Genomic DNA, 19,300 nt, shown 5'->3' on the forward strand with positions numbered 1-19,300 from the left:
GGGATGGCGGTTTTTATGGTTGGCCTTCGATAACTTTCCGGTGATGATCCGTACATTGCCGCAAATCATGCTTATTATCGCCGCTGATAATTTGAGCACCTCGAGGAGTTCCCGAAAGTCCGATGAAATTCATGCCCGTTGTGTTGCCTGCGTCCGCTATTGTCAGTCTCATCTTCCTTGGTCTGGCGGTTTCCCCGTCTTTCGCGATGAACGCCTCTGAAAAGGCCCAGCTTGAGAAGCTCGATCCGGCAACCCGCCTGGAACAGCGTTGCGATGTGGAAGCCATGGAACGCATCACGCGGGAACAGAAGTTTTCGGTCGACAAGGTTCTGGCCTATGCCTTCTCCGATCCGGTGACCAAAAAGAACTCCATCAAGGCCGATGGCGCAGCCTTCCGCAGCCGGGAGCACTGGTACAAGCTGTCCTTCGTCTGCAAGACGGATGAGGAACATATCAATATTGTTTCCTTCCGCTATGACATCGGCGATGAAGTGCCCCAGAACCAGTGGGACAAGCATTACCTCGTACCGTAATGAGATCTTCTATTCTTCCGAATCGTCTGAACGACAGGCTGAAAGCAGCATCACTTCCTTGGCGGTGTGATCGGCTTCGAGGTGACTCAACACGGCCTGACCGTCCTTGTCGTTCCAGCGGTAGCTGTCCTGTTCATCGATGGCGACATATTTCTTGAGATTGTCGTGCCATTGTAGCGCAATCATCTTGCCTTCAGCATCCAGGACGGCAAATCCGGGCGCGCTGCCATTGCGGATATAGGTGACAGGCACGACGACCCCGCGTTCGCAGATATAATCGACCCGCTCTATGGGGTTCACATCTTGAGCTTGCGCTGAAACGGACGGTGCAAACAGCATCGCCGGACCTGCCGCAATCAAGAAAAGGGTACCGAGGTAACGCTTGCCATATGCCATGTGAAAAATCCTCTGGTCAGCCAATCAATACAGGAAAAATACCCCTTCAGTGATATCGTTCAAGAGCGATTATGGAGCATGATATGGTTGCAATAGGGCTGCGAAAAATAATCATCAGGCTGCCGAGATTTCCTGCAACCGAAACAGGTTTCGCCCGTTGTTAGCCTGCCGGTCGTGAGACTGGCCGAGGCCCGGATGAATACTTGCCCCCCGCAACCCCAGTCCGGGCCTCACCTCCATGGGTAGTTGATCCTGTCGGGCAACAATAGTGCACGTTCTAAACTTTGCGTCCAAGGGCGGCTTATGAAGCCAGGCGGAAAAAATATTTCGCAATGGCTGATAGGGGAGAGTAGATTTTTCGAAGTCGTTTCAAATAACGACCGGCTTGTGGCATCCTGTCTTCAAAGAGCTCTGATACTGTCTTGGCCAATGAACCATGGAGGCGGTCATGAAGATATCGAGATTTTCACTCACTTTGGCAGCATTGGTGGCTGCGGCTTCGCTGACTGGAACGGTTCAGGCAAGCTTCGCCGATCAGACGCTTCTGAACGTGTCCTACGATCCGACGCGTGAACTTTACAAGGATTACAACGCCGCTTTTGCTTCCCACTGGAAGGCTGAAACCGGCGAAACCGTCACCATTCGCGTATCCCATGGCGGGTCGGGCAAGCAGGCGCGCTCCGTGATCGACGGCATCAAGGCCGATGTGGTTACACTGGCGCTTGAAAGCGATATCGATGCCATTGCCGAGCTTTCGGGCAAGATCGACAAGGACTGGCGCAAGCGCCTGCCCAACAATTCGGCTCCCTATACGTCAACCATCGTCTTCCTTGTGCGCAAGGGCAATCCCAAGGGCATCAAGGACTGGGGCGATCTGGTGAAGGACGGTGTCGAGGTCATCACGCCGAACCCGAAGACGTCCGGCGGCGCACGCTGGAACTATCTCGCCGCCTGGGCCTGGGCCTACAAGCAATACGGTGGCGACGAGCAAAAGATCAAGGATTACATCGGCGAACTGTTCCGCCATGTGCCTGTGCTCGACACCGGCGCGCGTGGCTCGACGACCACTTTCGTGCAGCGCCAGCTCGGCGATGTACTGCTTGCCTGGGAAAACGAAGCCTATCTCTCGGTCGCGGAATTTGGCGAGGATGCATTCGACATCGTCGTGCCGCCGCAGTCCATTCTGGCTGAACCTCCAGTCGCGGTGGTGGACAAGAATGCCGAGGAAAACGGCACCACCAAGCTGGCACAGGCTTATCTCGAATATCTGTACTCGCCGGAAGGACAGGCGCTTGCCGCCAAGCATTTCTACCGTCCGTCGAAGCCTGACATCATCCCCGCCGACAAGCAGCGCAAGTTTCCGGACTTGACGCTGGTGACGATCGATGATCCGATTTTCGGCGGATGGGCCAAGGCACAGCCCTATCATTTTGGCGATGGAGGAACGTTCGACCAGCTCTACAAACCGGGAAAATAATCCGGAATTCGAGAGCGATCAGTAAGATCAAATACTGAAGAGGGAACAAACCAACGCATGTCTTCGCTCCCTGCACGGGCCAGAGCAGGGTCGCACTTCAGAAAGCCGAGCGTCATTCCCGGTTTCGGGCTGACGTTCGGCTTCAGTGTTGCCTATCTGACCCTTCTCATTCTCATTCCGCTTGCGGCATTGGTGCTGCGTTCCACCGAAGTCGGGCTTACCGGTTTCTGGCGCCTCGTCACCGACGAGCGCACATTGAGAGCGCTTGAAACGAGCTTCGGCACCGCCTTCATCGCGGCGCTGGTCAATGTCGTCTTCGGCGTCATCCTTGCCTGGGTTCTGGTGCGTTATCGGTTTCCGGGACGGCGGTTCGTCGATGCCATCGTAGATATTCCGTTTGCTCTGCCAACGGCAGTTGCGGGTATTGCGCTCGCCGCAATTTATGCACCGAATGGCTGGATCGGCAGCCTGCTGGCACCGTTCGGCATTCGCATCGCCTTTTCGCGGGCGGGCATCGTTATTGCGCTGATCTTCGTCGGTCTGCCCTTCGTCGTGCGCACCGTCCAGCCGATCATGGAGGAAATCAGCCGCGAGGTCGAAGAGGCGGCGGCAACCCTTGGCGCATCCCGATTCCAGACGATCTGGCGGGTGCTGCTGCCGAGCCTTCAACCCGCCATCCTCACCGGCTTCGCGCTCGCCTTCGCACGCGGCGTCGGCGAATATGGCTCGGTCATCTTCATTGCGGGCAATACGCCTTATGTCTCGGAAATTGCGCCGCTTCTGATCGTCATCAAGCTGGAGGAATATGATTATGCCGGGGCGACCGCGCTCGCCACGGTGATGCTCGCGCTTTCCTTCGCGATGCTGCTTTTCATCAATCTCATCCAGTCGTGGACACGGAGGAAATACGGTCATGGCGAATGAACCTGTCTCTGCCGCTCCTCGCAACAGCCGAAGCGCTGTCACCGAAAGTCTGCCGATGCGTATCACGCTGATCGCTCTGGCGCTGGCTTTTCTGGCTCTCTTCCTCATCCTGCCGGTCATTGCGGTCTTCGTTGAAGCCTTCCGCAAGGGAGCAGGCGAATATCTGGCAGCACTGGTCGAGCCGGATGCCTGGGCTGCGATAAGGCTCACACTCATAGTGGCGGCCATTGCCGTGCCGCTCAATCTGGTCTTCGGCATTGCAGCCGCCTGGGCAATCGCGAAGTTCGAGTTCAAGGGCAAGGCGCTGCTGACGACGCTGATTGATCTGCCCTTTTCCGTGTCGCCGGTTATTTCCGGTCTTGTTTTCGTGCTGCTTTTCTCAAGTCACAGCCTGCTCGGACCGTGGCTGTCACGGCATGGGATTGAGATATTGTTTGCCGTTCCGGGCATCGTTCTGGCAACGGTGTTCGTCACCTTTCCGTTCGTCGCACGCGAACTGATACCGTTGATGCAGGAGCAGGGAACCGGCGATGAGGAAGCGGCGATTTCGCTCGGCGCCAATGGCTGGCAGACCTTTCGCTATGTGACGCTGCCCAATATCAAATGGGGGCTGCTTTACGGCGTGCTGCTCTGTAATGCCCGTGCAATGGGTGAGTTCGGCGCTGTTTCCGTAGTCTCTGGACATATTCGCGGTCTCACCAATACGATGCCGCTGCATGTGGAAATTCTCTACAACGAATATAACTTCGTCGGTGCATTCGCGGTGGCGTCGCTGCTGGCCTTTCTGGCGCTCCTGACACTCGCCATCAAGACGGCGCTGGAACTGCGTTATGGCGATGAACTGGCCGGCAGTGGAAACGGGCACTGACATCTAAACGAGCAATTGGCCGCGCGGCGGCAGACATAAAGCATAGTCCTGCTATGGCAGACGGAAGGATTGGGAATGGAAGTTCGTGTTGCCGGTGTGCGTAAGGAGTTCGCTCGCTTCCCGGCGTTGCATAATGTCTCGCTGGATATTCGTTCCGGCGAGCTGATCGCTTTGCTGGGGCCTTCCGGTTCGGGCAAGACCACGCTTTTGCGCCTGATTGCCGGGCTGGAAACGCCGACCGAAGGCACCATCTTCTTTGGCGACGAAGACGCGTCGCAGAAGAGCGTTCAGGAGCGCAATGTCGGCTTCGTCTTCCAGCATTATGCGCTGTTCCGCCACATGACAGTGGCAGACAATATCGGTTTCGGTCTGAAGGTGCGTCCAAGCGCGACACGCCCGTCGAGTGACGATATTCGCAACCGGGCGCTGGAATTGCTGGATCTCGTCCAGCTGCAGGGACTGGAGAAGCGTTATCCGGCACAGCTATCCGGTGGTCAGCGCCAGCGCGTGGCGCTTGCCCGCGCCATGGCGATTGAACCGAAAGTCCTGCTTCTCGATGAGCCGTTTGGCGCGCTTGATGCGCTGGTGCGCAAGGAACTGCGTCGCTGGCTGCGCGAAATCCACGACAAGACCGGTCACACAACTGTTTTCGTGACCCACGATCAGGATGAGGCGCTGGAGCTCGCCGACCGTGTGGTGGTGATGAGCCAGGGCCGTATCGAGCAGGTTGGCACACCGGACGAAGTCTATGACAATCCGAATTCCCCCGGCGTCTATGGCTTCATCGGTGAGTCCAGCACGCTTCCGGTGCGGGTCGAAAAGGGCGAGATCTGGCTTGTCGACCGCAATATCGGCCTAACGGTCCAGGATGTGGCGGATGGTGATGCGCAGCTCTTCTTCCGCCCGCACGATGTCGAATTGCTGGACGGTTGCGGCGGCTGCATCGCAGGCACGGTGGTGGCCAGCCGTCGTTCGGGCGGCAAGCGGCGCGTCGAACTGGAAGTAGGCGGCGCACGCGAGCGGGTCGAGATCGAAATTCCAGCCGAACATCCGGCGGCGGAAAAGAGCCGCATCGCATTCCGACCGCGTTACTGGAAGCTTTTTCCGGCCAGCGAAACCGGTTCCTGATCGTCACTTTCCGGTGAACCGAAACGCAAGGCCCGGCAGACATGCGGTGATTCCCGCAAGCCTGCCGGGCCTTTCCGTATTTCAGGGCATGAGCCTGTCGCGATGAAATTTTCCAGCGCGTTACCGCGGTAGTATTATTTTTATTTTCAATATGTTAGGGTTGCAGGAAACGGGGTGTTCCATAACGCAACATTAATGGGCGGAAAGAATTGTGCGTTGCGATTCAAACGGTTTGAAGATCAGCACATTGCGCCGTCGCATTTTGGCCAAATGCGGTCGACATTCAGGGAACCGAACACGGATACTGCCGTTTCCCTGAAATGAAAATTCGGAATAATGTCAGTATCCACCCGCCGCAGATAACTCATTTCCTTCGGAAAGGCTGTTAAGGCAGATGCCGGAATTGTCTTCTTCGCTCTCCAAATCAACCTCTACCGAGAATAAATCGCCGATGCCGCAATCTTCGATGGAACCCAAATCCAGCGAGCCCGATGCGTCGGGCCGGATTCCGCCTGAACAACCATCCCCCATCCGGGCCTTGTACAAAACCGAGGAAGAGCTTGGCGCGCTTGCCGCTGCCGTGGCGCGGGGCGAAGACATTCCGCTGCCGGGTTATATTGCCTTCCCGTTCGATCAGCGCCTGTCCGAAAACGGCAAGCTGATCCTGCATGCCTATCGCGCCTCCGATGCGGCTTCGCGTGCGGGCGAAACCATCACGCCAGCCGCGCAATGGCTCCTCGACAATCACTATCAGATCGACAAGAACGTGCAGCAGGCCCGGCGCGACCTGCCGCGGCGCTTCATCCGCCAGCTGCCGCTCTACAAGGCGCCCGTTGAAAAATATGAAGGCATGCCGCGCATTTTCGCGCTGGCCTGGCTTTATGTCGCCCATACGGACAGCAATTTCTCGCTGAAGACGCTGACGGCCATCGTCAAGGGTTTCCAGACTGTGGAGCCGCTGAAGATCGGCGAATTGTGGGCGCTGCCATCTGCAGTGCGCTATTTCCTGATCGAGAATGCACGCCGTCTGGCGCTGCGCGTCGACCGCGCGCGCATCATGCGCAATCTCGCCAATACGGCTGCCGACCGCATCGTGGTCGCTGCCGACGGAGCCGAACTGGATTCGGTTTTGGCGCAATATGCCGATGCCGCCCGCGACAGCACGTTCGCGACCCATCTTCTCTATCGCCTGCGTTCCTCATCGACCGACACCACGGCTGCAGCAAGCTGGCTGGAACGGATTCTGGAGCAGGAAGGCAGCAATCCGGAAGATGCCATCGTCGAGGAACATGCCCGCCAGTCAACTGGCGGCGTCACGATGGGCAACGTCATCCGCAGCCTGAAATCCATTGACGACGTTGACTGGGAAACCTGGTTCGAAACCGTCAACGAGGTTGATGCGATCCTGCGCGACCACAGCGATTTCGAGCTTCTGGATTTCCGGTCCCGCAACGCCTATCGCGTGACCATCGAAAAGCTCGCCCGCTATTCGAATATGAGCGAGATCGACATCACATGGGCAGCGCTCAAGCTGGCCGAAGATGGACATCGTGCGGAAAAAGCGGGTCATCCCGAAGCCGAAGGCAAGGGCGCAATCGCCTATTACCTGTCCGGTGAAGGCCGCAAGGAGCTTGAAAAAGTCTGCGGCTATCACGCGCCTTTTGGCGTCAAGGCGCTGCGGTTCTATCGCGGCCTTGGCCTCTGGGGCCTGTTTATCCCGACGGCGATCTTCACAATCCTCATTCTGTTGCTCGTCAATTACTGCATGATCCGCGCCGGTCTTTCGACCGATCTGCGCACGCTGTTCACGCTTCTGGCGATCTTCCCGGCAATGGATGCGTCCTATTCGTTGTTCAATGCGCTGGTGCCGTGGTTTGTTCAGCCGACACGGCTCATCGGTTTCGAATATAAGGAAGGCTTGCCGGAGGAGGCGCGCACGCTGGTCGCAGTGCCGACCTTCATCACCTCGCGAGATTCCATCGATGAGCAGATCCGCAATCTCGAAGTCCATTATCTCACCAATCCGCGTGGCGAAATCTACTTCGCGCTGGTCAGCGACTGGACCGATGCGAAGCAGGAAATCACCCCTGCGGATATGGAAATCTATGAATATGCCCGCGAGGAAATCGCCAAGCTCAATGAGCACTATACCGGCGACGATCAGCCACGCTTTTTCCTTCTGCACCGCCGCCGCCTGTTCAATGAGAAGCAGAATTGCTGGATGGGCTGGGAGCGCAAGCGCGGCAAGCTGCATGAGCTGAACCTGCTTCTGCGCGGTGATCAGGATACAAGCTTCTTCCCCGCCGACGAGCGCCTGCCGAAGGAAATCAAATATGTGATGACGCTGGACGCCGATACGCGTCTGACGCCGGAATCCGTCACACATCTGGCCGGCAAGCTCAGCCATCCGCTGAACCGACCGATCATCGACGAGAAGACCGGCAAGGTCGTGCGTGGGTACGGCATTTTGCAGCCGCGCGTCACGCCTTCGCTCACCACCGGTGATGAAGCGTCTTTCCTGCAGCGTGTCTTCTCTGTCAATCGCGGGATCGATCCTTACGTCTTCGCCGTGTCCGACACTTATCAGGACCTGCTTGGCGAAGGCACCTTCACCGGCAAGGGGCTTTACGACATCGATGCTTTCGAGGCGGCGCTGAAAGGCCGCGTGCCGGAAAACACGTTGCTCAGCCATGACCTTCTCGAAGGCGGCTATGCCCGCGCGGCTCTCGTCAGCGACGTCGAAGTGGTCGAGGATTATCCGACCGGCTACAATGTCGACGTATCGCGTCACCATCGCTGGGCGCGTGGCGATTGGCAACTTCTGCCTTGGCTGTTTTCGACGAGCCGTGGCGTCAGCCACATCACGCGCTGGAAGATGGTCGACAATCTGCGCCGCTCGCTCAATCCGATCCTGTGGCTGGTCGCAGCCGTCGTCGGTTGGAGCGTGCTTCCAATCGGGCCTGCTGCCGTCTGGCAAGGCTTCCTCATTCTCTCCATGTTCGTCGCGCCGACATTCGGTATTGTTACCAATCTTATTCCATCGAACATGGACTATTCGCTGAAAGGCCATGCGCAGTCGGTGCTGACCGATATCGCGCTCGGCACGGCTGATGTGGCGCTGCGCACCACTTTCATCGCGCATTCGGCGTTCCTGATGGCGGATGCCATTGCGCGCACCGTCTATCGCCTGTTCGTTTCGCATCGCAATCTTCTGGAATGGCGCACGGCAGCGCAGGCGAGAACCTCGCCCGATACGCTGCTTTACTATTTCCAGCTCATGTGGCCCGCCATAGCGATTGCGGGTCTGGCGATCTTCTTCCCGCTTGCTGCCCAAAGTCATGCGGCAATGATCGCAGCGCCGTTTGCCGTCATTTGGTTTGCCTCGCCGCTGATTGCTTGGCTGGTCAGCCGTTCGGCCAAGCCGCAGGACACGCTGGAAGTGCTTTCTTCCGACAAGTCGGACCTGCGCCGCTATGCACGCCGGACCTGGCGTTACTTCGCCGAGTTCGCAAACGACGAAAACCATCATCTGCCGCCGGACAACTTCCAGGAAGACCCGGCGCCGATTGTCGCGCAGCGCACGTCGCCGACCAATATCGGTGTCTATCTTCTGTCCGTTGTCGCCGCGCGCGATTTCGGCTGGATCGGCTTCGGTGAAACGCTGGATCGCGTTCAAGCCACTGTCGATACGCTTGAGAAGATGGAGAAGTATCAGGGCCATCTCTACAACTGGTACGAGACCAATACGCTGACGCCGATGCGCCCGCTTTATGTCTCTGCAGTCGATAGCGGCAATCTTGCCGGCCATCTGGTTACTTTGTCGTCTGCGCTGGAAGAATGGGCGGAAGCACCGTCTGTCTATATGCAAGGCGACCTCGACGGCATTCTTGATGTCAATGACATCCTTGAAGAGTCCATCGCCAAAATCCCGGATGATCGCCGGATTCTGCGTCCGCTGCGCCGCCGTCTGGAAGAGCGGATTGCCAATTTCCGCCGGGCGGTACTGTCCATCAAGGATGAGCCGGAAACGGCGTCCTTCCGCACCATCAACCTGTCACTGTTCGCAACCGATATCGTTCGCCTGATGGACGAACTCGATGGCGAAATCGAAACACCGGCAAGCGCTGAAGCCGTGGAATGGGCGCGCATTCTCGTCGATACCTGCAAGGCGCATACCGAGGATTCCATCGGCGAGCATGACACGGATGCGCTGCGCGAACGCCTGCGCGATCTCGCCACCCGCTCGCGCCAGCTCGCATTCGACATGCAGTTCGGCTTCCTTGAACGGAAAGAACGTCGCCTTCTCTCCATCGGTTTCCGCGTGCAGGAAAACGAGCTGGACGAAAGCTGCTACGATCTTCTGGCGTCAGAAGCGCGTCTGGCAAGCCTGTTTGCCATCGCCAAGGGCGACGTACCTGTTGAACATTGGTTCAAGCTTGGTCGTCTTCTGGTGCCGGTAGGCTGGAAGGGCGCTCTGCTCTCCTGGTCCGGCTCGATGTTCGAATATCTGATGCCGCCGCTGGTCATGTCCGAGCCGCTCGGTTCGCTTCTCGACCAGACCAACAAGCTCGTGGTGCAGCGCCAGATCGACTATGCAACCTCGCGCGGCCTGCCATGGGGTATTTCGGAAGCGGCGTTCAATGCGCGCGACGCGCATATGAACTACCAGTATTCCAACTTCGGCGTGCCGAACCTCGGCCTGCAGCGTGGCCTGTCGCGCAATGCGGTTATTGCACCCTATGCGAGCCTGCTTGCCGCGCAGTATCAGCCTGCTGCCGCTGTCGCGAACTTGAAGCGCCTTGCCAAGCTCGGTGCGCTCGGACGCTATGGCTTCCACGATTCGGTGGACTTCACGCCGTCGCGTGTTCGCGAAGGCGAACTCTGTGCTGTGGTGAAGAACTACTACGCCCACCACCACGGCATGGCGATCATCGCGGTCAACAACGTGATCTTTGAAGGCCGGATGCGGGAGCGCTTCCATTCCGATCCGGTGATCGAGGCTGCCGAACTGCTCCTGCAGGAAAAGGCGCCACGCGAAATCCCGATGATCTACGCCAAGACGGAAAATCCGATGCGCGTGGATTCCGGCGGCTTCGACGATGCGCCGATGCGGATTGTCGACAAGCCGTTCAGGGCGCCGCGCACCACGCATATGATGTCGAATGGGCAATATGCGCTGATGGTGACGGCCAACGGTTCGGGCTACAGCCGCTGGCACAATTGGGACATCACCCGCTTCCACGCCGATGCGTCGGAAGACCTTCAGGGTACGTTCCTGTTCCTGCGCGACATGGAAAGCGGATACTGGTGGTCGGCGACCGGCGAGCCGGTCCGCAACCCCGAAGAGGAAACCAAGACGGTCTTCACCGAAGACAAGGCGGAATTCTACAAGACCGCCGGTGACATCAAAACCGTCATGGAAGTGATCGTATCGTCGGAATCCGATGGCGAAGGCCGCAGGCTCGACATCATCAACACGTCCGCCCGCGACCGCATGATCGAGGTCACGTCCTATGCGGAACTGGTGCTGAACGATAGCGACAGCGATGCCGCCCATCCGGCCTTTGCCAAGATGTTCGTGGAAACCGAAATCTCCGATAACGGTTCGACCATCTATGCCAAGCGCCGCAAGCGGGCGCCGTCCGATCCGGATATCCACGTTGCGCATTTCGTGACCGATCTTTCCGGCTCGATCCGCGAAACGGAAGTCGAAACCGACCGCCGTGCCTTTGTCGGGCGTGGTCGCAGCTTGCGCGATGCGGCTGCCTTCGATCAGGGTGCCAAGTTCACCGGCAGCCAGGGTTGCGTGCTCGACCCGATTGCTTCGGTGCGCACACGGGTGCGCGTTCCGGCGCATAAAAAGGTAAGTCTCGTGTTCTGGACCTTCGCAGGCGGCAGCCGCGATGCGGTGGAACATGCCGTGGCGCTGCATCGCCATCCGGAAACCTTCGCCCGCGAATATTCCCTGTCGTGGACCAGTTCGCAGGTGCAACTCTACCATATCGGCATCAAGCCTGCCGAAGCTGCCGATTATCAGAAGGTGGCTGCCTATCTGCTCTATCCGGAGCGGACATTGCGCCAGCCGCCGGAAACTATCGCCAGCGGCCTCGGCAAGCAGTCCGACCTGTGGCCGATGTCGATTTCCGGCGACTATCCGATCTTTGCGCTGCGCATCGACAACGAAGCTGATCTCGACGTGTTGCGCGGTGTGCTGCGCGCGCAGGAGTACTGGCGCAGTAAAGGCCTCACAGTCGATGTCGTGGCGGTTAACGAGCGTGCGTTCTCCTATGCGCAGGATACACAGCGCGCCATCGACTGGATCGTTGAAGGCTTCCGCGCCCGTGGTGGCGGCCAGCCGCACATCTTTGCGGTTCGCCGCGACCAGATGAGTGACGAAAGCTACAATACGCTGCTCGCCTCGGCGCGCATCGTCATGCATGCGCAGAATGGCTCGCTGGCCGAGCAGCTGCGTCGCAGTGAGGAAATTACCGTCGATCTGGCGGCGCGCGATGCCAAGACCGCAATTGTCGGTCAGACATCCGCCCAGGGTATCGGGGCTGCAGGATTGGCACCCGTCGCCATCGAACGCGGAACGGAAGAACGCCGACCTGTGGTCAAGCCTGCGGTAGACCGTCCTGCTCCATCAGGTGACGATCTTCGCTTCTGGAACGGCTATGGTGGCTTTGCCGAGGATGGCGCTTATGTGGTGCGTATCAACAATCGCACCAACACGCCGCATCCGTGGATCAATGTGATCGCCAATCCGAATTTCGGGTTCCATGTCTCGGCGGAAGGTTCGGCCTTCACCTGGGCAGGCAATAGCCGCGATTATCAGCTCACCCCATGGGCGAACGACCCGGTTACGAACCGTCCGGGCGAGGCGATCTATATCCTCGACCGCGAAACGGGCCGCACCTTTGCGCCGACGGCAAGTGTGCTGCGCGACGAGGCGGTGACCTATGAAGCGCGTCACGGCCACGGCTATTCGAGCTTCGCAGCACAGCATGGCGAACTGGCACTTGATCTCACCCACATCGTGGATGCGGACAAGCCAGTGCGTCTGTCGCGCCTGACCGTCACCAATAACGGGCGTTCCAAGCGCAAGCTGCGCGTCTATGGCTATGTGGAATGGGTGCTGGGCAATGCCCGCTCCAAGAACGTGCCTTTCATCGTACCTTCGCAGGACGAGGAACTGGGCGCGCTCTTTGCAGGCAATCCGTATCATCCGGACAAGTCCGGGCAGATCGCCTTCTTTGCTGCAACCGAAAAGCCGCAATCCGTCACCGCTGACCGCAGCGAGTTCATCGGTACCACCGGCTCGGTGGACAAACCGGAGGTCGTTCTGGCTGGCAAGGCGCTTTCGGGTACGGTTGAAGCAGGTCGTGATCCATGCGCCGCGCTCGCCCTCGATATCGAAGTGGGGCCGGGTGAAGCGCGTGAGATCGTCTTCCTGCTCGGCAATGCTGTCGATCAGAAACAGGCAAAGGCGCTGATCTCCGAGACCCGCAAGGTCTCGTTCGGCGACAAGCTCGCTGCCGCCAAGCAGCAATGGGATGGCCTGTTCGACCGCGTTCAGGTAAAAACGCCAGACCCGGCTTTCGACCTTCTGGTCAATGGATGGCTGCCCTATCAGGCGATTGCCTGCCGTATCTGGGCGCGCGCTGCCTTCTATCAGGCAAGTGGTGCGTTCGGCTTCCGCGATCAGTTGCAGGACACGCTGTCGCTGCTTCTGATCGATCCGACGCTGGCCCGTGCGCAGATCCTCAATGCCGCATCGCGCCAGTTCCCGGAAGGCGATGTTCAACATTGGTGGTTGCCCGCAACAGGTGCTGGCGTCCGCACACTGATCTCGGACGATGTCGTCTGGCTTGGCTATGGCGCTTCGCTTTATGTCGAGACGACGGGCGACCGTGCGATCCTTGATGAAAAGCTGCCGTTCCTCGAAGGGCGCAAGCTGGAAGAGGGGGAACACGATGCCTTCTATCAGCCGGAAATCTCCAAGGACACAGTAAGCCTTTACGAGCATTGCGCCTTGGCGCTCGATCTTGCTGTCGAGCGAACCGGCAAGCACGGCTTGCCGCTGATCTTGGGCGGTGACTGGAACGACGGCATGAATCTCGTCGGCGTGAAGGGCGAGGGCGAGAGCGTGTGGCTCGGCTGGTTCCTCGCCTATACGCTCGGCAAGTTCATCCCGATTGCCGAGGCGCGGAAGGACAAGAAGCGCGTCGATATCTGGAAAGCGCATCTGGAAAGCCTGACGGCTGCCCTCGACCGCGACGGTTGGGATGGTCAATGGTATCGCCGTGGTTTCTACGACAATGGCGCGCCGCTTGGCTCGAAGGACAGCGATGAATGCCAGATCGATGCCATCGCGCAGTCGTGGAGCGTGCTTTCCGGCGTTGCCGATCCGAAGCGTGCCGAACAGGCGATGGCTTCGCTCGAAAAGTACCTGCTGGATGACAAAGGCGAATTGCTGCGTCTCTTCACGCCGCCTTTCGACAGGACCATCCAGGAGCCGGGCTACATCAAGGGCTATCCGCCCGGCGTTCGCGAGAATGGCGGCCAGTACACCCACGGTGCGACCTGGGCCATTCTGGCGCTTGCCCGCATGGGTAAGACGGCTGAAGCATGGCGTCTGTTCTCGCTCATCAGCCCGGTCAGCCATGGCCGCAACCCGGATATCTACTGCGTCGAGCCTTATGTGATCGCAGCCGATATCTATTCCGTCGAACCGCGTCGCGGACAGGGTGGCTGGACCTGGTACACCGGCTCCGCCGGCTGGTTCTACCGCGTTGCGACGGAGGGTATCCTTGGCGTCACAAAACGCGGCGACCGCCTGCATCTCGACCCGGCCTTGCCGCCGGAATGGGATGGCTATGAAGCCGAGCTCCGCTTCGGCGAAGCGCTCTATCGCGTCAAGGTCGTGGCCGCTGCCCCCGGTGCTAAAGACAAGGTGGTCAAGCTCAACGGGCGCAAGGTCGGCAAGCCGGAAGAGGGTGTACCGATCAAGCCGGACGGAGAACACGAAATCGTCGTAGAGCTTCCCAAACAGAAGTGAACCGATTAAAAAGGCGGGTGAAAACCCGCCTTTTGCACGACTCGGCGAAGTAAAGCCGGATGTTTGTGCTATCGGAAACATGCTTTTTCTGGAGGCCGTCATGGCCAAGACTGATATTGCGCGCCGCGTCTACAATCACGCTTGGAAGCTCGATCCCATCGTCCGCAGCCTTCTGGATACGGACTTCTACAAGCTTCTGATGCTGCAGATGATCTGGGGTCTTTACCCCAAGGTAGATGCAACCTTCTCGCTCATCAACCGCACGACCTCCGTGCGCCTTGCCGATGAAATCGACGAGGGCGAATTGCGTGCGCAGCTCGACCATGCCCGCACGCTGCGCTTTTCCAAGAAGGAAATGATCTGGCTGGCGGGTAACAGTTTCTATGGCCGCAAGCAGATTTTCCAGCCCGAGTTCCTGAACTGGCTGCATGATTTCCAGCTTCCGGAATATGATCTGCGCCGCAAGGATGGGCAGTATGAGCTGCATTTCCATGGACCGTGGTCGCACACGACCATGTGGGAAATTCCAGCACTCGCCATCATCAACGAACTGCGTTCGCGTGCGGCAATGAAAAACCTCGGCCCGTTTTCGCTCGACGTGCTTTATGCCCGCGCCAAAGCGAAGATGTGGAGCAAGGTCGAGCGCCTGCGCCAGCTGCCGGGGCTGAAGATTTCCGACTTCGGCACGCGCCGACGCCATTCCTTCCTGTGGCAGCGCTGGTGCGTCGAAGCGCTGAAGGAAGGCATCGGCGATGCCTTTACCGGCACCAGCAATGTGCTTCTGGCCATGGATACGGACCTAGAGGCGCTCGGCACCAATGCGCACGAACTGCCGATGGTGCTGGCAGCTCTTGCCAAGAATGACGAGGAACTGCGCTCAGCCCCCTATCGCGTGCTGCAGGACTGGAACCGCTACTATGGCGGCAATCTTCTGATCGTTCTGCCCGATGCTTTCGGCACGGCTGCCTTCCTGCGCAATGCGCCGGACTGGGTTGCCGACTGGACCGGCTTCCGCCCCGACAGCGCTCCGCCCATCGAAGGCGGCGAGCGCATCATCGAATGGTGGAAGTCACGCGGCAAGGACCCGCGCGAAAAGCTGCTGATCTTTTCCGACGCGCTTGATGTGGACACGATTGAGGAGACTTACCGTCACTTCGAAGGGCGTGTGCGCATGAGCTTCGGCTGGGGCACCAATCTCACCAATGATTTTGCAGGTTGCGCCCCGAAGGAAATCGAAGGGCTGAATGCGATTTCGCTGGTCTGTAAGGTGACGGATGCCAACGGCCATGCGGCGGTCAAGCTTTCCGACAATCCGCAAAAGGCGACCGGCGACCCCAAGGAAGTGGCGCGTTATCTCAAGTTCTTCGGAAATGAAGAGCGGGTGGAGCAGCTCGTCCGTGTGTGACGAGCTGCAACGAATAACTATTCCATCAGCCGTGCGGTGCCGGAAACGCGGATAGAGCCGCCGCGCTCATTGCCGATCTGGGCGCGCAAGTGTGATGGGCTGCCCATATCCTCACCCTGAAAGACTTCGATCTCGCCGCCATGCGGCCAGCCGCTATCACGCAGATAGGCGGCAAAGGCTGCTGTGGCCGCACCAGTCGCCGGGTCCTCATAAACCCCGCCGGATGCAAACGGGTTACGGCTGTGGAAGCGCTTCGGCGTTTCCGAATAGATGAGCAGGATCGTCGTCCAGCCCTGACGCTTCATCAGGATGCGTCCGCGCGCCATGTCGTAATGCATCGAAGCCAGCTTTTCGCGTGAACGAAGCGGAAGCACGATATGGTCCGCCCCGGCATGGATCAGGGCCGGTGCCAGACCGGGTGCCAGATCGTCCTTTTCGAAACTGAACAGTGCCAGAGCCTGTTCCACTTCGGCATCGTTGGCTGCGCGCTGGCGCGTCGGCGGCGATTGCAGGCTGGCTGCAAACAGCTCGCCTTCCTTGCGGCCTTCGACGCTGATATCGTTATTATTGAGCTTGAGTGCGAAACGCCCATCGCCCATCCGCATGGCCAACGCAGCGCCAAGAGCAATAGTGGCATGGCCGCAGAACGGGACTTCCATTTCCGGCGCAAAATAACGAACGCGCCAGCTATCGTCCTCCGGCGCAGCAAAGGCTGTTTCGGAAAAGCCAACTTCCTTTGCGATTTTCTGCATATCTTGCGGGGAGGGCAGTCGGTCGGCGATCAACACTCCAGCGGGATTGCCACCCTGATTGCCTTGCGAAAAGGCTGCAATACGCAACACGTCCAATGGTTTCTCCTCGCCAGTCTGATTCGTGTCCCGCCCACCTCTATAAAAAGCGTGAAATGTGACCGGTCAAGCAGTCTGTCGGCTAGTGTGGCGAATTCGAAATTCGCATCGCTTAGGAGCAGCGCCGTGAACGAATTTCGGGTTCAAAGCCACACTAGTAACATATTGAATCTAGTGTGGTTTACGGATTTGAAGTTCCTCAACGCGGATGCCTCGCAAATGACAGGAACTTCAAATCCACCACACTAGCGGAGACTATCAACAGCATAGGTCGCTCCATTTCCTCCGACAGTGCCGGCCATGCTGCGATCTGATCTGGCGACGGGCGCCATTCCTCCAGCTGATTGATGGCAAACCCCGCTTCGATCAGCGCGTTGACTGTCGTGCTGAGGCGGCGGTGATACTTGATGACGCCCTCTGCCAGCCAGTCAGTTTGCCGCTCACCTTCCGCGGCATAATGATCGACCGGCCAGCGTTTCTGGCCGTTGCCTTCCTCGATCCAGCCCGGCGTAAGCGGCGCCATGAAGATCGGATGCTCGATTGTGAAAACAAACCGGCCTTCCGACCGCAAAGCCGCATGGATCGTTTTCAAAAGACGCGGGAAATCGCGGATATAGTGAAAGGCGAGGGAACTGTAGACGAGATCGAAGCTTGCTTCCGGCAGTTCCAGCTCTTCCATATCCGCCTGAATATAGTGAACGGCATCGTCCTGTGTGTCGCGGCGCGCACGTTCGAGCATGTTTTCCGAAAGATCGTAGCCGGTGACGGAGGCAGCACCCTGTTCGCGGGCGAAGCGGCAAAACCAGCCAAAGCCGCAACCGAGATCGGCAACATCACGGTCGGTCAGGTTGGGCAGGAGCGAGCGGACAAAGGGCCATTCAGGCGCGCCTTCCAGCCCGTGTACCGAACGCGGCAACTGGCTGTAAGCGGTGAAGAAATCGTCGCGATCATAAATATTCTGGGCCATGGTCTATCGTTCGGTCAGCGCAAGTTTTGCCCCGAGCGCGACGAAGGCGGCAGCAAAGCTGCGGCGCATCCATGCAAGCACGGCGGGGCGCGAGATGATCTGGTTACGGACGGCAGCGGCGAAAATACCGTAGAACGCAAACACCACGAATGTCATGGCCATGAAAACGAGAGACAGTTCCACCATGCGGGCAACCGTCCCGCCCTGCTGCGTATTTACGAATTGCGGCAGGAAGGCAAAGAAGAATATCGACAGTTTGGGATTCAGCAGATTGACGAGGATCGCCGACCAGATGACCTCACGGTCCGAGCGCGGCGCGTTGTCGGTCTCAATCTTCAGTGTGCCATGCTCCCTGAGCGTCATCCACGCCATATAGAGCAGATAGGCGACGCCTGCATACTTGATGATCTCGAAAGCTAGTGCGCTGGCATGGAGCAGCGCTGCCAGTCCTGTCACGGCAGCCAGCATATGCGGCACGATGCCGAGCGTGCAACCCAGCGCGGCAATGACCGAGGCCCGTGCGCCACGAGACAGTCCTGCCGCAAGCGTCACCAGCACGCCAGTGCCGGGGGAGGCGACAATGATGAAGGATGTCAGCAGAAATTCGATGCTCATGATGTTCTGGACTCCTGTTCGGACCTTGTCGGAAAAGGCCGACGAAGGCCGGACGCATCATGTCACGGCTTCGCCGTGCGTCAATCCTTCATCTCATGCGCCCATGGTGGGTTTGCACCTGCGCGCGAGACGGTCACAGCAGCAGCCCGGACCCCGAGCGCAACAGCGGAATGGATCTGGTCTTCGGTCAGTTCGGCAAGTGCGTCCTTGTCAAGAAGGCCCTGATTGTGAAGGCTGGCAAGAATGCCGGCATTGACTGTGTCGCCCGCGCCAACGGTGTCGACCACATCAACCTTCACACCCGGCACGCGCACGGTTGCCTTCGCCGTATAGGCGTCGGCGCCATGTGCCCCCTTGGTGATGACCACCAGTTTCGGCCCAAGTTTCAGCCATTCGGCGGCGATTTCGTCGTGGCTGCCCTTTTCGCCAAACCAGGCAAGGTCTTCGTCTGAAAGTTTCACGATATCGGCGAGCGCGATCATGCGCTTCATGCGCGCCAGATGTTTTTCGCGGTCGGTGATGAAGCTTGCACGGATATTCGGGTCGAGGAACATGACCCGCCTTGGTGCCTCGCGGGTCATCAGTGCTTCATAGACGCTGCCGCACGGTTCAGAAATCAGGCTGATACAGCCGAACAGCATGGCATCGATGGCGTCATCGACATAGGGCATGTCACTCTCGGTCAACATGCGGCCCGCGGTGTTTTCATCGTAGAAGGCGTAACGTGCTTGTCCGTCGACCAGACGCACGAAAGCCAGGGTCGTTGGCCGATCCGAGATTGCGGCAAAGGAATAATCGACATTGGATCGCGCCAGATTATCGCGCAGCACTTCCCCAAAAAAATCAGATGAAATACCGGAAAAGAAACCGGTCGGAACATCGAGACGTCCAAGCGCGATGGCCGTGTTGAAGACGGAACCGCCCGCGAAAGGCTGGAACGCAGTTTCGCCCGCTGCGGTTTCGCGTGGCAGCATGTCGATCAGGGATTCACCGCAGCAAAGGATCATGAAGGCACAACTCAGTTGTTAAATCGATTGAAGCAGACATAAGCACAAAAGCGCGGAGAATTTCAATCTCCGCG

The 19,300-nt window shown here is 58.6% G+C and carries 12 protein-coding genes; 7 read left to right on the forward strand and 5 right to left on the reverse strand.

Annotated features, from left to right (window positions below; translation table 11 throughout):
* Positions 1-122: 122 nt before the first annotated feature.
* Entirely contained in the window at positions 123-533 is a 411-nt protein-coding gene (locus MKS82_RS14545; RefSeq protein ID WP_109989231.1) for a DUF930 domain-containing protein, read from the forward strand.
* A gap of 9 nt (positions 534-542) precedes the next feature.
* Here MKS82_RS14545 and MKS82_RS14550 read toward each other — a convergent pair whose 3' ends face one another.
* Positions 543-929: a hypothetical protein gene (locus tag MKS82_RS14550; RefSeq protein ID WP_109989232.1), complete on the reverse strand. Its 387-nt coding sequence runs from the start codon at positions 927-929 to the stop codon at positions 543-545.
* 448 nt (positions 930-1,377) lie between these two features.
* On the opposite strand from MKS82_RS14550, the gene MKS82_RS14555 reads away from it, so the two are divergent.
* The 6 genes from MKS82_RS14555 (at position 1,378) to pncB (ending at position 15,789) form a co-directional block, all read left to right on the forward strand.
* Positions 1,378-2,406 (forward strand): sulfate ABC transporter substrate-binding protein, encoded by a 1,029-nt coding sequence (locus MKS82_RS14555; protein ID WP_109989233.1) that lies wholly within the window; start codon positions 1,378-1,380, stop codon positions 2,404-2,406.
* A gap of 57 nt (positions 2,407-2,463) precedes the next feature.
* Positions 2,464-3,330, forward strand: coding sequence for a sulfate ABC transporter permease subunit CysT (gene cysT / locus MKS82_RS14560; RefSeq protein WP_109989234.1), 867 nt, complete (start codon positions 2,464-2,466; stop codon positions 3,328-3,330).
* A complete protein-coding gene (gene cysW, locus MKS82_RS14565) occupies positions 3,320-4,198 on the forward strand; it encodes a sulfate ABC transporter permease subunit CysW (RefSeq protein ID WP_109989235.1) in 879 nt (292 codons plus the stop codon). Before cysT ends, cysW begins: the two co-directional genes overlap by 11 nt.
* Before the next feature lie 75 nt (positions 4,199-4,273).
* Positions 4,274-5,326: a sulfate/molybdate ABC transporter ATP-binding protein gene (locus MKS82_RS14570; protein ID WP_109989236.1), complete on the forward strand. Its 1,053-nt coding sequence runs from the start codon at positions 4,274-4,276 to the stop codon at positions 5,324-5,326.
* A 394-nt stretch (positions 5,327-5,720) separates the two neighbouring features.
* Positions 5,721-14,384, forward strand: coding sequence for a GH36-type glycosyl hydrolase domain-containing protein (locus MKS82_RS14575; RefSeq protein ID WP_240578933.1), 8,664 nt, complete (start codon positions 5,721-5,723; stop codon positions 14,382-14,384).
* A gap of 100 nt (positions 14,385-14,484) precedes the next feature.
* Positions 14,485-15,789, forward strand: coding sequence for a nicotinate phosphoribosyltransferase (pncB, locus tag MKS82_RS14580; RefSeq protein WP_109989257.1), 1,305 nt, complete (start codon positions 14,485-14,487; stop codon positions 15,787-15,789).
* Between the two features lie 17 nt (positions 15,790-15,806).
* Here the strand turns inward: pncB and MKS82_RS14585 are convergent, their stop codons facing one another.
* The 4 genes from MKS82_RS14585 to MKS82_RS14600 all read right to left on the reverse strand — a co-directional run bounded on the left by MKS82_RS14585 (position 15,807) and on the right by MKS82_RS14600 (position 19,226).
* Positions 15,807-16,637 (reverse strand): PhzF family phenazine biosynthesis protein, encoded by an 831-nt coding sequence (locus MKS82_RS14585; protein ID WP_109989238.1) that lies wholly within the window; start codon positions 16,635-16,637, stop codon positions 15,807-15,809.
* Positions 16,638-16,836: 199 nt separating this feature from the next.
* The gene (locus MKS82_RS14590; RefSeq protein ID WP_109989239.1) at positions 16,837-17,604 is read right to left on the reverse strand and encodes a class I SAM-dependent methyltransferase; all 768 of its coding nucleotides are present in this window, start codon (positions 17,602-17,604) and stop codon (positions 16,837-16,839) included.
* A gap of 3 nt (positions 17,605-17,607) precedes the next feature.
* Positions 17,608-18,219, reverse strand: coding sequence for a LysE family translocator (locus MKS82_RS14595; RefSeq protein WP_109989240.1), 612 nt, complete (start codon positions 18,217-18,219; stop codon positions 17,608-17,610).
* A gap of 80 nt (positions 18,220-18,299) precedes the next feature.
* A complete protein-coding gene (locus MKS82_RS14600) occupies positions 18,300-19,226 on the reverse strand; it encodes a carbohydrate kinase family protein (RefSeq protein ID WP_109989241.1) in 927 nt (308 codons plus the stop codon).
* Positions 19,227-19,300 lie beyond the last annotated feature (74 nt).

This window comes from Ochrobactrum sp. A-1 (assembly GCF_022488005.1).
In the GTDB taxonomy this organism is placed as follows: Bacteria; Pseudomonadota; Alphaproteobacteria; order Rhizobiales; family Rhizobiaceae; genus Brucella.

What these genes read in the sequence shown, in the direction of transcription:
- pncB (WP_109989257.1), top strand. Translation starts at nt 14,485, where the DNA reads ATGGCCAAGACTGATATTGCGCGCCGCGTCTACAATCACGCTTGGAAG.
- cysT (WP_109989234.1), top strand. Translation starts at nt 2,464, where the DNA reads ATGTCTTCGCTCCCTGCACGGGCCAGAGCAGGGTCGCACTTCAGAAAG.
- MKS82_RS14550 (WP_109989232.1), bottom strand. Translation starts at nt 929, where the DNA reads ATGGCATATGGCAAGCGTTACCTCGGTACCCTTTTCTTGATTGCGGCA.
- MKS82_RS14545 (WP_109989231.1), top strand. Translation starts at nt 123, where the DNA reads ATGAAATTCATGCCCGTTGTGTTGCCTGCGTCCGCTATTGTCAGTCTC.
- MKS82_RS14570 (WP_109989236.1), top strand. Translation starts at nt 4,274, where the DNA reads ATGGAAGTTCGTGTTGCCGGTGTGCGTAAGGAGTTCGCTCGCTTCCCG.
- MKS82_RS14590 (WP_109989239.1), bottom strand. Translation starts at nt 17,604, where the DNA reads ATGGCCCAGAATATTTATGATCGCGACGATTTCTTCACCGCTTACAGC.
- cysW (WP_109989235.1), top strand. Translation starts at nt 3,320, where the DNA reads ATGGCGAATGAACCTGTCTCTGCCGCTCCTCGCAACAGCCGAAGCGCT.
- MKS82_RS14595 (WP_109989240.1), bottom strand. Translation starts at nt 18,219, where the DNA reads ATGAGCATCGAATTTCTGCTGACATCCTTCATCATTGTCGCCTCCCCC.
- MKS82_RS14600 (WP_109989241.1), bottom strand. Translation starts at nt 19,226, where the DNA reads ATGATCCTTTGCTGCGGTGAATCCCTGATCGACATGCTGCCACGCGAA.
- MKS82_RS14555 (WP_109989233.1), top strand. Translation starts at nt 1,378, where the DNA reads ATGAAGATATCGAGATTTTCACTCACTTTGGCAGCATTGGTGGCTGCG.
- MKS82_RS14575 (WP_240578933.1), top strand. Translation starts at nt 5,721, where the DNA reads ATGCCGGAATTGTCTTCTTCGCTCTCCAAATCAACCTCTACCGAGAAT.